Source organism: Amycolatopsis sp. NPDC034160, from assembly GCF_055575355.1.
This window is the reverse complement of the sequence record NZ_JBVISU010000005.1, coordinates 60008-73011: the sequence shown is the minus strand read 5'-3', so window position 1 is coordinate 73011 and position 13004 is coordinate 60008. Positions and strand designations below refer to the sequence as shown.

The following is a 13004-nucleotide window of genomic DNA, read 5'->3' as shown; positions in this document are numbered from 1 at the left end:
ATCCTGAGCAACCACTTCCGGCACATCTAGCCAGCCGCGTACAGCTGGGTGACGGCATCGACCAGATCACTCAGTCCATTGGGACGGTTGTCACGCCACCAGGCGAGCCTGACGGGTATGCGGGGGCCGTCCTTGATGGGGCGGTAGGTCACACCTGGGCGCGGGTGGTGATGCGCGGTGGCCTCGGCGGTGGTTCCCACTCCCCGCCCGGCGACGATGGCGTCGAGCAGGCTGTCGACGTCGGTGGATTCGATGAACCGGGGTAGTGAGTCGGCGCCTTTCCACAGCTGGCTGTTGGTGGTCCCGGACCGGGGATCGATGATCACCGTGCGGTCCGCGATCTCGGCCATGCTCAGCTGGCGTCGGCGCGACCATTGGGGGTCGTCGGAGGCGAAGAGGACCAACCGGCGTTCCAACCCCACGACAACGGAGTCGAATCGCTTCTCGTCGACGGGTATTCGCACGATCGCCACATCGCACAGACCCTCGGCCAGGCCCGCTGTCGGCGAGTTGTGGCGGACCAGTTCCAGCTCGATCCCGTCGCGGCGCTGAGCCCAGTTCCGTTGTAGCCGCGCGGTGTGCCTGCCCAGCGCGGCCCACGCGTATCCCAACCGCAGAAAACCGTGGCGAGAGGCCAGGAATTCGGTGAACCTGTCCGCCTCGGCCAGCACGCGCCGTGCATGGGGCAGAACCTGTTGTCCGGTACTGGTGAGTTCGCAGCCTCGCGGAACCCGCCACAAAAGCCTGTCCCCGACGGTCTTCTCCAGTCCCGCGATCGTGCGGGAGACCGCCGCCTGCGAGACGAACAACCGTGCGGCGGCATCGGTGAACGATCCCGTTTCAGCGGCGGTGACGAAGAACCGCAGCTGCCGAAGACTCCACTCCATAACTGAAGCGTATGGCAACGTCAAGACCCGCACTAGGTTATATGCCTGAGGAAACTTACGGTCGCCGCATGGGAATCCTCGGCACCGGAGAACGCATACGCAACGCGCCCGCCGTCGGAACTCGGCTCTCCGCCGCGACGGCGACCCCGCGACACCGTGGTGCCGGCGTCGCGATGATGATCGCCAGTTCGGCATCGAATCAGACTGGTGCCGCACTGGGCGCGATGGCGTTCCCGGTCATCGGCCCGGTCGGTGTGGTCGCCGTCCGTCAATTCGTGACCGCGATCGTCTTGGCGACACTCGTCCGCCCGAGGTTGCGCGGGCTGCGCAGGGACCAGTGGTCACCGATCCTCGGCTTGGTCGCTGTGTTTAGCGTGATGAACCTCAGCCTGTATACCGCGATCGACCGCATCGGGCTCGGCCTGGCCGTCACCCTCGAGTTCCTCGGCCCGCTCACCGTCGCCATCGCAGGCTCACGGCGAGTGCTCGACCTCGCTTGCGCCGTCCTGGCCGGGGCCGGCGTGGTGGTGCTGACCGACCCCGGTCCCACCACTGACCTCGTCGGTATCGCCTTGGCGCTGTTCGCCGCCGCGGCCTGGGGTTCCTACATCCTGCTCAACCGCTCCGTCGGCCAGCGTCTTCCCGGCTTGCAGGGAACCGCGGTGGCCAGTCTCCTCACGGCCGCCGTCTGGGCCCCGATCGCCGTGGCCTGGTTTGCCTTCCACGTCCCTACCGTCGCCATCGTGGCCCTCGCTGTCGTGTGTGGACTGATGTCCTCGATCGTTCCCTACGTCGCCGACCTGCTCGCCCTGCGCCGCGTGCCCGCCCACATGTTCGGGACCTTCACCAGCATCAACCCCGTGTGGGCGGCGCTGGCGGGCTGGGTCCTGCTTCACCAAACTCTCGATGTCAACGAGTGGATCGGTATCGCGCTGATCGTACTCAGCAACGTGGTGATCTCCGCACGAGGATTCAGCTCGGCCGGGAACCGTGGGCGAGTCGAGGCGCACTGATCGGAGTCGGCGTGTGTAGGAACGGTGGGCGCGCATAGCGGCGCGCCATAGCACCGGAAGCAGAAGCTGATCTCGAAAGGAACTCCGTGCCGCTGTGCGCCCGGATCCTCCAGACGGGGACGAAGCACCGTTTGGAGCTCCGCTCGAATCGTCTGGCGAGCCCGCCGCCTCCTCGCAAAGACGGAGCGCACTGCCGCCAAAAACTGTTCCACGGTCGGTTACCGGGACCCGGCACCTTCGCCGCTCTCTTCGCCAAGCACATCGGACGGCGCCCGAGGGACTATCGTGCGGCGTTCCGCCGTGGCGCCTGCTGAGAACCGTATTTTCGCAAATCTTGGATCGGCACCTATCGGTCAGTCGTTCTTCGTCGCGCTTACATTCGCCTCTTTCTTTGCGGCGAGTGAAGCGAGTGTCAGTGCACCAGAGTCATGCTCAGGGTGCGGGCGGCGCGGGAGACTGCTTCGGGCACCGCTCCGGATGGCTGCCGTACGTCGACCGCGACCGCGACCGCGACCGCGATCGAACCGAGCCGCTCGCCGGTTGCCAGCCTGACCGGTGCTTCGGTGACCAAGAGACCGTGTCTGGCTTGCCAGTCGGGCGAAAAGCGGTCGGTGTGCTGTGGCACGGTCGCACCTGGTCGGAGGAGAAGGTCGTCCTCCGGCAGCGTGAGGCCGGCGGCGATCAGGAGGCCGCCGTCACAGGGCACGGCGAACACCGAACTGGCTCGCGTGGCCGCGGACAGCCACCGGAGCCGGTCGCGGGCGAGTTCCGGCAATCGTGGATAGGGTTGCCACGATTGGCCGAGCCGGAATGCCTGTGCGCCGACGCGGTAGCGGTTTTCGCTACGCTGGATAACCTCCAGAGCGGTCAATTGCTCGAGCAATCGGTGTGCCAAGTCCTCGATGCTGTTTGACGTCGTCAGACGTCCGAACGGCCATCGGGCGGTCGTGATCCGCGGGGTGGGAGTTGAGCCCAGCGGGCGATTTCTGGTTTTGGCGTGCCTCGCAGGCCACCACCCGATGGTCGGAAGGTGTTCAGGAGAGCGGCCAACCCGATTCCAACGGCGTTCCGGTGCGCTGTCGGGGACGCAGCGCGATCTCACTGCCCAGGAAGAGGTCGGTATGTGAGGCACCGGAGCGAAGGAGGCCGGTCGGGGTGGAGCCGACCAGGAGGCGGAAGTCCCGGTTCAGGTGTGCCTGATCGGTGTACCCGCACAGTTCCGCCACGGTGGACAGCGGAGGCGGGTTCCTGCCAGTGATGAGCCTGATCGCCCAGTGGCAGCGCGCCACCCGCGCGACTGTCTTCGGCGGCAGCCCGATCTCACGGTGGAAGGTGGTGCTCAGGTGTTGCCGGCTCACCCCCGCCCGATCGGCCAGTTCGGTGATTCTGACGTTGCCTCCCGATCCGGTCAGGCTCCGCCAGCTTCCCTCGAGTGCCTTGGGAAGACTCGGTCCGTCCAAGAGTCGCTCGGCAAGCCAACGGTCGAGAATCCGGAATCGATGGTCGAGGTTCTCCTCTTCCCACAGTTGCTCAGTGAGTCGACGTGCACCGGCGCCGAGGAGATCCACCATTCCCGCTCTCGCGGTTCCGAGGTCACGCAGCGGCATGCCGAACAACGCCCGCGCACCCAGAGGTGTCAGCTCCAGGATGACCCCTTCTTCTCTTCCCAATCTCTCGTAGGCGATCGGCTCGCCGGTCATTCCCGCGACTGGTGAGACCATCGCCAACGGCGAGCCCAGCAGTGAACGCTGGATCGCGGGCGCCAAGTCGATGATCACCACTATCGAATTCAGCGCGGCCACCGTACGAACCATCGCGACACCGGCGGTTCGCCGATAGGCGAGATAGAAATTGACCCAGCGGGCCAGCCGCCGTTCAGGCTGCCGTGTTCGCCATAACTGACCGCCGGACTCGAACTCTTCGCTGTCCCGCACCACGGTGTCCCCCTGTCGCGGTCGATGCCGAAGATCGTTTTCACCGGATCGCAGCATGGCACGCCGTCGGCTACCGGACGAGGTTTCGGACCGGCCATGACCCGAAAAGACGCCGGACCTGACTCTCCGTGTGCGATGCACTTCGTAACCGGGTCGTCGGCAGATCCACCGCCAGAGAATGTTCTCGGGACCTTTGACCTTTCGGCTACGAAATTCGAACGCTCAGCTCCACTTCAGAGCAGAAATGGTCGCACATCACCCAATGGGTCGAACCTTCATCCGATCGATGGACGCGCACTCCAACTCTGATGAAACATGACATTCTTCCAATCCGCGGACACCGCGTCGCTTCTACTCTGAGAACGCGTCAGAGATCTGCAGAAATGGGAATACTAAATTCCGTTTCATTCGGGCAGGGAGCTGTCGTGCGTTGTAGTCAGGAATCATTCATCGCCAGAAGATCGGATAGAAAAATGCGCTTGCTTAAAGCTTCCACCATCGCCGCGTCAGTGGTCGCGGGAATGACCCTTGCCGGAGCGGCCGCCGTCGCCGCGCCGGCGGAGACTACGACGGCCTACGCCGCGAAACCCACGTCCATGGAAGTGTGCGGGTTCTACGAGACCGCCGTCACCGCCTACTACAACCACTGCGCGGACAGTTGCATCTGGATCTGGATCGACTACGCGAGGACCACCGACGGGTGGAAGCAAATCCTCAATCGCGGAATCACCGACATCGGTGGCGCGGGCGACGTGAACAACGCCTGGTACGACCACGTCTGCTGAGTGGACAGGAGTGGCCCGGCGATTCGCTGGGCCACTCCCGGCCATTCGGTGACATCGCGCGCTGAGAGGCGGCCCGTCACGGCCGACGATGCGACGGCCGAGTCGTCGATGTCGAGCCGGTCCACTACCCGCCCCAACAGCAAGAAGTGACACCACGACGGACTCCTTACTCGCATTTGGATGCGGGGGAGGAGTCCGTCGGCTTGACGAAGAAGTGAACGATTGTCGGGCTGTTGCTCCCAGGTGGATTCACCGCCCGGCCACTTGCTTAAGTCGCCGGACACAGGCTGACACCGTGGCGTCGTTCGGTGGTGCCGTCGGAAGGCGGTTCGGCCGCATCGAGATGGGTGAGCGCGACGTAGAGGTTCTGGGCGCTGGTCCCGAACTCGGTCAGCATGACGAACGCGATTCGCCGGATTGAGCGGGCGATGACGGGATGGCCCGCCTCGGCGAGCGTGGTGCCGAGGACGGCCAGGTTGACGGCCTCGGCCCGGCGGTCACAGGTGGCGCGGTGGAGAGCATGACCCAGGTGATCGATCAGCACGTGAGCCCTCTCATCAGGCCCCCGCGGTGGGCCGTTGGAGTGAACTCACCGGCGTCGTGACATCTCGCCGTCCTGCCACCCGAATCGGGTCGACCAACCTCGACCCGGAGGGAGCAGGACATGCGTCTGCTTGCACGACTTCTGCCGATCGTGGCCGCCATCGGCCTGATACCGGTGGCACCCGCACAAGCCGCCGTGCCGCCGTTCATCTACGACCTCACCCGCGCCTATCTCAGCAACCCGCAGACCAGCCTGGTGTTCGACGTCCCCGACGCGAGCACCGAGAGGGCGGCGCCCATCCGCACGTGGTCGTTCCACGGCGAGCGGAACCAGCAATGGGAGATCAAGCGGTTTGGCGAGTACTACACGATCAGTGCGCGGCATAGCGGCATGTGCCTCGACGTTATCAACGGCTACCCGGCCAACGGCACCCGCGTGCAGCAGTGGCCCTGCTACGGCGGCGATGCGCAGCTGTGGAAGGCCGAGGTGCACGCCGTCGACCGGTACGGCTACAGCACCTTCCGCTTGGTCAACAAGGGCAGCGGCAAGTGCCTGGAAATCCCTGGGGGACTGCAGCCGCACGGGGCCGGGCTTGGCATCTGGGACTGCCACGGCGGCGCGAACCAGGAATGGCGGCAGGGTAGCTTCCTGAGCCAGCCGGTCGGTTCGCACGTGATAGACGCGCGGGACTGGACCATCCATGTCGGCGCACCGACGTGGATGTGGGCCTTCCACGGCGGCGCTAACCAGGCGATGAACGCGCGGCCCGTGGCCAACTCGTGGGCCACGAGGTTCTGGTTCCTGCATTCCGGGCTCTGCCTCGGGTTGGCGCAGCGCGGGGCGGCCAACGGGACCGCTGTGGTGCAGGTGCGTTGCGACTTGGCTGACCACTTCCAGGAGTGGATGCCGGAGCCTATGGCGACCGACCGGTTCGGGCAGCCGGTGCATCGGTACCGCAATGTCGGGTCGGGCAAGTGCCTCGACCGATGGATCCACGACCAGGCGCTCGGCGCGAGATTGGTGCAGTGGGAGTGTCACCGCGACTGGAATCAGCAGTGGCGATTCGCCTGATCGGGTCCTCATCGTGCGGGCGGCGAAACGGCGCCGCCCGCACCGGCGACGCATTCTTACGAGCAGGGGGAGGACGAGTGACTACCCAGCGAGACGACCGGGAAACACAGGACCGGGACCTGGTACGCCGCGCAAAGGCGGGCGACTCCGGAGCGTTCGAAGAGATCTGGCAGCTCTACTGGACGCCGGTTTACGTCACCGCGTTGAGCGTCCTGCACCACGACCGTGACGCCGCGGGCGACGCCGCCGCCGAGGTCTTCGCCAGTGTGGTGGCCGGCGGGTTGCGCAAGTTCGACGAAAGCCGGCCGCTACTGCCGTTTCTGCGCACCATCGCGACCAGGCGGGCCATCGAAGCCGTGCGGCGCAGGAGCAAGAACGTCAGCGTCAGTTACACCGCGGAGGTGCCGGACGTCGCAACCACCGACCTGGTGTCCGACGGCGTCGTGTCACAGGAGCACGGGCTGGCGTTGTTCTGGGCATTGGCGAATCTGCTCGCCGTCGATGAGGAGCGCAGGCTTTTTCCTTTGTGGGTGCTGGAAACCACCGGTCGGATGACGCGAGAGGAGGTGGCCGCCGAGCTTGGCTGGACCGTCGGGGCCACCGCGACGCGTGTGCATCGCCTGCGCAAGAGCCTCAAATACGCCGGGACGGCGATCTCGTTGGTCCATCACGGAGATCGCTCGTGTGGCGGCTTCCGGGCACTCGTGCCCGACACAGAGCAGCCTCCGTCGGACTGGCGGAAACTGGTGACGCACGTGCGGTCCTGCGCCGAGTGCGGGCCGAAGGGCGAACGGTTGTTCCGCGCCGACCGGATGCTGCCCACGATCGCGGCGGCGGTCATCGCGGCGGCCGAGGCCGCCCGCCCGGATCCGGAGGCCCGTTCCGCGGCCGCCCTCACGCCGCTCGCGCCCGCGGAAGCGATCGATCTGCCCGCGTTCGACGACCCGGCGACCATCATCTTGGAACCGCCTGTCGTACCTACGGAAACCATCCCACCGCCAGCACCCGTCGATCTGGCACCGGCGATCGGTAAGAAGCTCGCGGTCGCGGGGACCACCGGTGTCGCCGTGATCACCGGGTTGCTGCTGCTCACTCCGGGTGTCGTGCTGCCACCACGTCCGGTCACACCGCCGGGCGTTCTGCAGACACTGCCGCCGACGCCACCCGGCCCATCGGATTCAGCGGCGGCGAGCACACTGCGGATCCCGCCACCGAGCACGTCCACGACGGGAGTTCCCAGGGCCACCTCGCCGGGCGCTCCGACCGGTGAAGTGACCGGGGGACCCACCGGTGGTCGCCCAACGGCGGCCACACCCGGTCCCGGCGTGCCCGGACCCCATGCCGGACCGACATGGGCACATTGGCAGGTCCGCTGGGCGAGCGATCCCGGCACGCGCCAGCTTGGACCGTCACCACAGCACCCCGGGAACGAGGAATCCAACTGGACCGCCGGTGACTGGACCCCAGGCCGCAAGGCCACAGTGACCCGCACCGGCACCGGCCGCTACACCGTCGTGCTGCCGGAGGTCGGCAGTCCAGGAGGATTCGTGCACATTACCGCGAACGACCTGAGCGCGACCGGCTCGACCTGCCAGCCGGCGCGGTGGTGGCAGCAGGGCGCGGACGAGGCCGTCGAGGTCGGCTGCTTCACCCGATCCGGCGCACCCGCCGACAGCCCGTTCACCGGCCTGTTCGCCGTGGGCACACATCGTGTTCCGGTGATCAGAACCGGCGTCGGCACCTATCAGGTCGCGCAGGCGGCGGTGCATCAGCTAACCCCGGTCGGTTCCGCACTCCGGCACTGCGCCGGAGCGGGACAGGTGGTGCGGTGTACCGATTCGGCGGGCATACCGGCGGACACCGAAGTGGTGGCCACCGGGGCGAGCACCACCACGCTCGTCCCAGGACATCCACATGGTGCCGACTTGCGGTTCACCACGGCTGTCGAACACCAGTGGTTGTCCCGGTCAGGCAACGCCATCGTTGAGCGCACCGGCACCGGTCGCTACACGGTGCGTATCCCCGTGGGCTGGCTGCCGAGCTACACCCACGTGTCCGCGATCGGTCCTGGATACTGCACTCTGGTGTCCCGCAACGACATCGGTGAGAACAACACGGTCCTCGCCGTCGCCTGCTTCACTCCGGCGGGCGCTGTGGCCGACGGCGGCTTCCACCTGAGCTACACGACGACGTCGGTGTACGTGAAGTAGGTTGTCCGGCTTCCCACTACGAGACACCGAATCCGTACGGGCGGGTGAGAATCTCCAGCAACCTGACCGTCGGGGCGGCGAAGTACACGCCCCGGCCGCCGTCATTGGTGTTGATCTCGCCCGCACCGCGGCGTTCCCGCCCCGCCCGGAACAGACCGAGTTCGGCGAGTCTCGGACAGGCCGAGGATCAAGGCCTTATGGCCATTGTCCAGCTCGGCGATCCCGCATCCGCCGTGCCGTCACAGCCCGGGGTCATTTCCCCAACGAGCAAGCCGCACTCAAGAGCGTCTACATGGCGAGCATGGGCCTCGACCCGGCCGGAACCGGCTGCGAACGCTGGACCATGCGCTGGAAAGCCGCCTTGAAAGCCTTCGACGGCCGCCTCGCCGCCAGACGCAAGTAGTTTCCTTCAACCCGAGTTACACCGTTCGTTTCGTTTGACAGACCCTTCCAGTCGGCCCAGTCCAGCACGACCGGTTTGGGTACTCCGCTGATCGCGTTGGCTGTGACGTTGCCGTCCCACCGGCAGCGGGGCTGATAGTCGGGGTCTTCCAGCAGCACCCGTAGCCACACGGAGGTGAGGTCGGTGGTGCGGGCGGGGCTTCCGGCCGAACGCATGTCGTAGGTGTTGACGATCTTCCCGAAGGGGGCGAGGTGGAATCTGTCGGCCGCGGCCTCGAGTTGGGTGGTCAACCATCGGCGGCGTTCCTCAACCGCCGCATCGATGTCTGCGTCGTCCATCGGCTGGGTCGCTCAGCTTCTGCGTCGGGTGGGTCGGTGAGGCTATCGGTTTTTGTGAAACGGGCCTTCCTTGTCCCAGCTGGCGCCTTTGCGGTGCCGTCGTTCTCACGGTCACCCGTCGTGCTCTGATCATCTCCTGGAGCGTGGGGTCGGGGGCGGTGGCGAGTTGTTCGAGGATCGTCATGCCGGGAGGTCCTTTCCGATGGTCAGGTCGTGCAGCGCCAGGACTGGCGCCTGGTATGTGGTCTGGCAGTGGTTGGTTTCGGTCGCGGTGAAGGTGCCGTGCTCGAAGTAGCGGTTGCCGGCATGGGCGCCCTGGCACCACGCGAAGAACTCGCAGGTGTCCTTGCAGCGGCGGACGCCGTCGAAGAATTCCCGGACGTAGGGGAGTCGCGCTGCGCGGTGCAGGATCGATAGCAAGGGGTCGGTCACCACGTTCCCGGCCACGAAGTTGGCATAGCGCGGTTTCGGCGGAATGCGGTTAGCGTGATGAATTCGTTACTCTGATGTGCGGATACAAGTGGTGTTACGAGCCCTTACTGGGCACGATCAGGTGATGAACGCCGAACCATGTTCAGCTCGGTAGCGACTGAGTGGGGCCGATCGGGTGAGGGGCGCAGGCGTTCGCGTGGTCGCTACAACGGCGACTTGCGGGACACGTTCGCCAGAACGCATCGTTTCAACTGAAACACCCGCCCCGGCGATAAGTAGTTACGAGATCATTGGCGCCACTGAGCCGACAAAATTCTGAATTGAGTTGAATTGACGTATGACCCTCCGGGTGTGGAGGGTGGGATTTATTTCCATGCCGCCCGGAGCGGCAGCCGCCGATACACCGTATACCGACGTGCCGTACTTCTACGGAGACGACCGGATGACGAAAGGATCATGGCATCGCCATGTCAACTGCCAGATTGCTCGCCGTGGCCTGCATCGCCGTCGGCGCGATCACCGGAATCACGCCCGCGGTGGCCGGCGCCGCGCCGCTCCCCGCCGTCGACCCGCAACCGCTGACCTTCGCGTGCCCGGTGGGTACTCAGGCCACCCGCTTTGATCCAGGATTCAATATCGAACTGCGCGACGTGGCCTTCGACGGCACCGGCACCTTCGGTGGCTGTGTCGGCGTGCTGCCAGACCCCCGCCTGCCAGTTGCCGGTGACTCCACAGTCAGCGGCCGGGGCCTGTTCTCCTGCCTGGTGCCGGGGGCCGGGTCAGGCACCTTCCGGATCAACTGGAACACCGGCCAGTTCAGCACCATACAGATCACCTCCGTTACCGCCCGGCCCAACGGCAACAACGTCGTCATCCAGCAGGGCACGGTGACCGGTGGACTGTTCAAGGACTACGCCTTCCGTCAAGTGATCGTCCTGACGAACACTGACGTCCTGGCCTGCTATACCGAACAAGGAGTCAAAGCCACCGCCGGTCCCAGCGATCTGCTGTTCACCAAGATCTGATCGAACCGGAATATGGCGGGTGCAACGCCCACATCCCGCCCGAGCCGCTACGGGGCGAACTCGCCCCGTAGCAGTTCGGACCGAGGGCAGGCAACGGAGTTGTCCCGATGTCTCCGACCCGCGAGCATCCGGAGAGCGCTGCGGAAGGTCAAGGCCACCATTCCCGAACGCGCCGACCAGATCGCCCGCCGCAAGGCCGAAGGCAGCGCCGGTGGCAGGCCACCGGCCTTCGACCCCGGCCTCTGCAAGCTCCGCAACGTCGTCGAACGATGCTTCAACCGACTCAAACAGTTCTGCGGCCCTGGCAACACGGTTCGCCACAAACGAGCCGCCTACCACCGCGCCGAGATCATCCTCGCCTGCACCGTCCTCCACCTCCGATGAAGATCCCCAGGACACGCCCTAGGTGCGGCTACGCAGTTGCCGGTCGCCTCTGCCAGAAAGGGGAGTAGTGATCCGACGGGTTCGGCTACCTCCGGCCCCACCCTGACACCCGTGACTGCCTCGGCACCTCGCGTATCTGCTGATCGTGCGACGTCGACTGCGGCCGGTCGTGTCTGGACAAGTCGCTGTTTCCGGACGGGTTCACCAAGGATGAGGTCATCAGCTACTACTCCCGTATCGCACCGGTGTTGTTGCCGCATTTGGCGGGTCGTCCGGTCACGTTCATCCGGTTCCCCGACGGGGTCGGTGGTGAGCAATTCTTCGAAAAGAACGTTCCGCACGGCGCGCCCGCGTGGCTGTCCACCGTCCGGGTCGCGCGCAGCGGCACCCGGGGGTCGACCGAGCCGATCACGTACGCGTTGCTCGACGAGCTCGCGGCGGTGGTGTGGTCGGCGAACATGGCCGCCCTCGAACTGCATGTTCCACAATGGACCGTCGACGACGAGGGTGTCCGGTGTGCGCCGGATCGGTTGGTGTTCGACCTTGACCCCGGGCCGGGAACCTCGATCGTGCACTGCTGCCGCGTCGCCGAGCGGCTGCACGATGCCCTTGTCGACGACGGGTTGACCCCGCTGGCGAAGACATCCGGCTCGAAAGGCATGCAGCTCTACTGTGCCATCACCACCGACGCCATCACCACCGACGACCCCGCCGCCCCTTCGGTCTACGCCAAGAAACTCGCCCAGCGTCTGGCCCGGGAAACCCCGGACCAGGTGACCGCCGTGATGGCCAAAGCGCAGCGGACCGGGCGGGTGTTCATCGACTGGTCGCAGAACAACCCCGCCAAGACCACCGTGGCCCCGTACTCGCTGCGCGGCCGCGATCACCCGACCGTCTCCACCCCGGTCACCTGGGACGAAGTCCGCGCCTGCCGTCGCGCGACGCAACTGGTCTTCACCGCGGACGACGTACTCGACCGCGTCGACGAGCACGGAGACCTCCTCGCCGACCTTGACGCCACACGAGCGGACTTGCCTTGAGCGCGCGACCGCTCGGATCGAACACGCGTCGCCTTTAGGGCTAGCCGGAGCGCGTGCCTTCTGCGTCGCTGGTTTCCGCCGCAGTCTCAGGGAGGTGGGGGCGCACTCTAAAGTTTGCGCATGCCCCGGCCTCGCCGAGCAGTGCTGTCCATACAGGACCATCGAAGTGGGTGGTGGCCTGAGGCGGTGGCGTGGAAGTGGCCGGTTCCCGGAGTAAGTCCTACCGAGAACCGGCCACAGTGGCCAGGCGGCGCGACCTAAGGGGAGAATCGCGCCGCGGCCGGGTAATCCCATCCCGGGACTCCTGGAGATCTACCCGTAATTCCGGGGGCTGGAAACCACACGCACGGGTGGCGTAGCGCGCGATGTCCCGAACGGCGGCCTGGGTCACTGCGGCCGAGATGTTGCCCGAGCTGATCGAAGCCGAGGGACACGGTCTGATGCCTCCAAGCTTCTGGGGTGGGGTCCCGCGAATGGAACTGTCGATCAGCGCTGAGTCGCCGCATAGCCACGAGCCTGGTCGACGACTGCTGCTGGCCGACGTCCTCGACCTGGCCCCTTCGGGACACAGTGATCGCCGTGACCAGCGCGGAGGGCTTGTTTGGCGGCGCGGTCGTCGGGCGCCTGGCCCGTGCTGCGTTCGGCCCAGAAGACCAGCGCGTTGATGGTCTGCCGGATGGTGTCGGGCCGGTACTTGGGGTAGTCCTCGGTGTCCCGGTCGTAGGTGTCGTCCCAGCGGGCAATCTGATCGTCGACGTACTCGAGGAGCTTGGCGGTCGTGATCGCGTTCGTGCCGGTCTGGTAGCCGCGAAGGTGGCACCAGTGCTGGTAGTGCGCGAGGCGCGCGCGGGGTTCGGTTCTGCGTCCGCTCGGCGCCCCGGCGCGCAGGGGCAGTGGGTCTTCACACGTGTCCACGCGGCGGTGGCACCGGGTCGGCC

Annotated in this window: 11 protein-coding genes and 3 pseudogenes; 8 read left to right on the top strand and 6 right to left on the bottom strand. The window is 66.1% G+C overall.

Annotated features, from left to right (window positions below; translation table 11 throughout):
• Positions 1 to 26: 26 nt before the first annotated feature.
• The gene (locus tag ACZ54P_RS13740) at positions 27 to 887 is read right to left on the bottom strand and encodes a LysR family transcriptional regulator (protein WP_465461857.1); all 861 of its coding nucleotides are present in this window, start codon (positions 885 to 887) and stop codon (positions 27 to 29) included.
• Between the two features lie 68 nt (positions 888 to 955).
• Between ACZ54P_RS13740 and ACZ54P_RS13735 the strand changes: the two genes are divergently transcribed.
• Positions 956 to 1900: an EamA family transporter gene (locus tag ACZ54P_RS13735; protein WP_465461856.1), complete on the top strand. Its 945-nt coding sequence runs from the start codon at positions 956 to 958 to the stop codon at positions 1898 to 1900.
• Positions 1901 to 2312: 412 nt separating this feature from the next.
• On the opposite strand, the gene ACZ54P_RS13730 is transcribed toward ACZ54P_RS13735, so the two are convergent.
• Both ACZ54P_RS13730 and ACZ54P_RS13725 read right to left on the bottom strand, forming a co-directional pair.
• On the bottom strand, positions 2313 to 2795 hold the full coding sequence (locus ACZ54P_RS13730) for a transcriptional regulator, IclR family protein (RefSeq protein ID WP_465461855.1): 483 nt from the start codon (positions 2793 to 2795) through the stop codon (positions 2313 to 2315).
• A gap of 139 nt (positions 2796 to 2934) precedes the next feature.
• Positions 2935 to 3834, bottom strand: coding sequence for an AraC family transcriptional regulator (locus ACZ54P_RS13725; RefSeq protein WP_465461854.1), 900 nt, complete (start codon positions 3832 to 3834; stop codon positions 2935 to 2937).
• 473 nt (positions 3835 to 4307) lie between these two features.
• Between ACZ54P_RS13725 and ACZ54P_RS13720 the strand changes: the two genes are divergently transcribed.
• Positions 4308 to 4619 (top strand): DUF6355 family natural product biosynthesis protein, encoded by a 312-nt coding sequence (locus ACZ54P_RS13720; RefSeq protein ID WP_465461853.1) that lies wholly within the window; start codon positions 4308 to 4310, stop codon positions 4617 to 4619.
• A gap of 268 nt (positions 4620 to 4887) precedes the next feature.
• Here the strand turns inward: ACZ54P_RS13720 and ACZ54P_RS13715 are convergent, their stop codons facing one another.
• Positions 4888 to 5163 (bottom strand): hypothetical protein, encoded by a 276-nt coding sequence (locus ACZ54P_RS13715; protein ID WP_465461852.1) that lies wholly within the window; start codon positions 5161 to 5163, stop codon positions 4888 to 4890.
• A 120-nt stretch (positions 5164 to 5283) separates the two neighbouring features.
• On the opposite strand from ACZ54P_RS13715, the gene ACZ54P_RS13710 reads away from it, so the two are divergent.
• The 3 genes and pseudogenes from ACZ54P_RS13710 to ACZ54P_RS13700 all read left to right on the top strand — a co-directional run.
• Positions 5284 to 6234, top strand: a complete 951-nt coding sequence (locus ACZ54P_RS13710; RefSeq protein ID WP_465461851.1) for an RICIN domain-containing protein — start codon at positions 5284 to 5286, stop codon at positions 6232 to 6234.
• A gap of 77 nt (positions 6235 to 6311) precedes the next feature.
• Positions 6312 to 8444 (top strand): RNA polymerase sigma factor, encoded by a 2133-nt coding sequence (locus ACZ54P_RS13705; RefSeq protein ID WP_465461850.1) that lies wholly within the window; start codon positions 6312 to 6314, stop codon positions 8442 to 8444.
• A gap of 220 nt (positions 8445 to 8664) precedes the next feature.
• Positions 8665 to 8847 (top strand): annotated as a pseudogene (locus ACZ54P_RS13700) (IS256 family transposase); the annotation flags it as partial.
• Between the two features lie 518 nt (positions 8848 to 9365).
• Here the strand turns inward: ACZ54P_RS13700 and ACZ54P_RS13695 are convergent.
• A complete protein-coding gene (locus ACZ54P_RS13695) occupies positions 9366 to 9632 on the bottom strand; it encodes a hypothetical protein (protein ID WP_465461849.1) in 267 nt (88 codons plus the stop codon).
• Between the two features lie 476 nt (positions 9633 to 10108).
• On the opposite strand from ACZ54P_RS13695, the gene ACZ54P_RS13690 reads away from it, so the two are divergent.
• The 3 genes and pseudogenes from ACZ54P_RS13690 to ligD form a co-directional block, all read left to right on the top strand.
• The gene (locus ACZ54P_RS13690; RefSeq protein WP_465461848.1) at positions 10109 to 10642 is read left to right on the top strand and encodes a hypothetical protein; all 534 of its coding nucleotides are present in this window, start codon (positions 10109 to 10111) and stop codon (positions 10640 to 10642) included.
• A gap of 123 nt (positions 10643 to 10765) precedes the next feature.
• Positions 10766 to 11026 (top strand): annotated as a pseudogene (locus tag ACZ54P_RS13685) (IS5-like element ISMt1 family transposase); the annotation flags it as partial.
• A gap of 167 nt (positions 11027 to 11193) precedes the next feature.
• Positions 11194 to 12066: pseudogene (ligD, locus tag ACZ54P_RS13680) on the top strand (non-homologous end-joining DNA ligase); the annotation flags it as partial.
• Between the two features lie 486 nt (positions 12067 to 12552).
• On the opposite strand, the gene ACZ54P_RS13675 reads toward ligD, so the two are convergent.
• Positions 12553 to 12981, bottom strand: a complete 429-nt coding sequence (locus ACZ54P_RS13675) for a hypothetical protein (protein ID WP_465461847.1) — start codon at positions 12979 to 12981, stop codon at positions 12553 to 12555.
• Positions 12982 to 13004 lie beyond the last annotated feature (23 nt).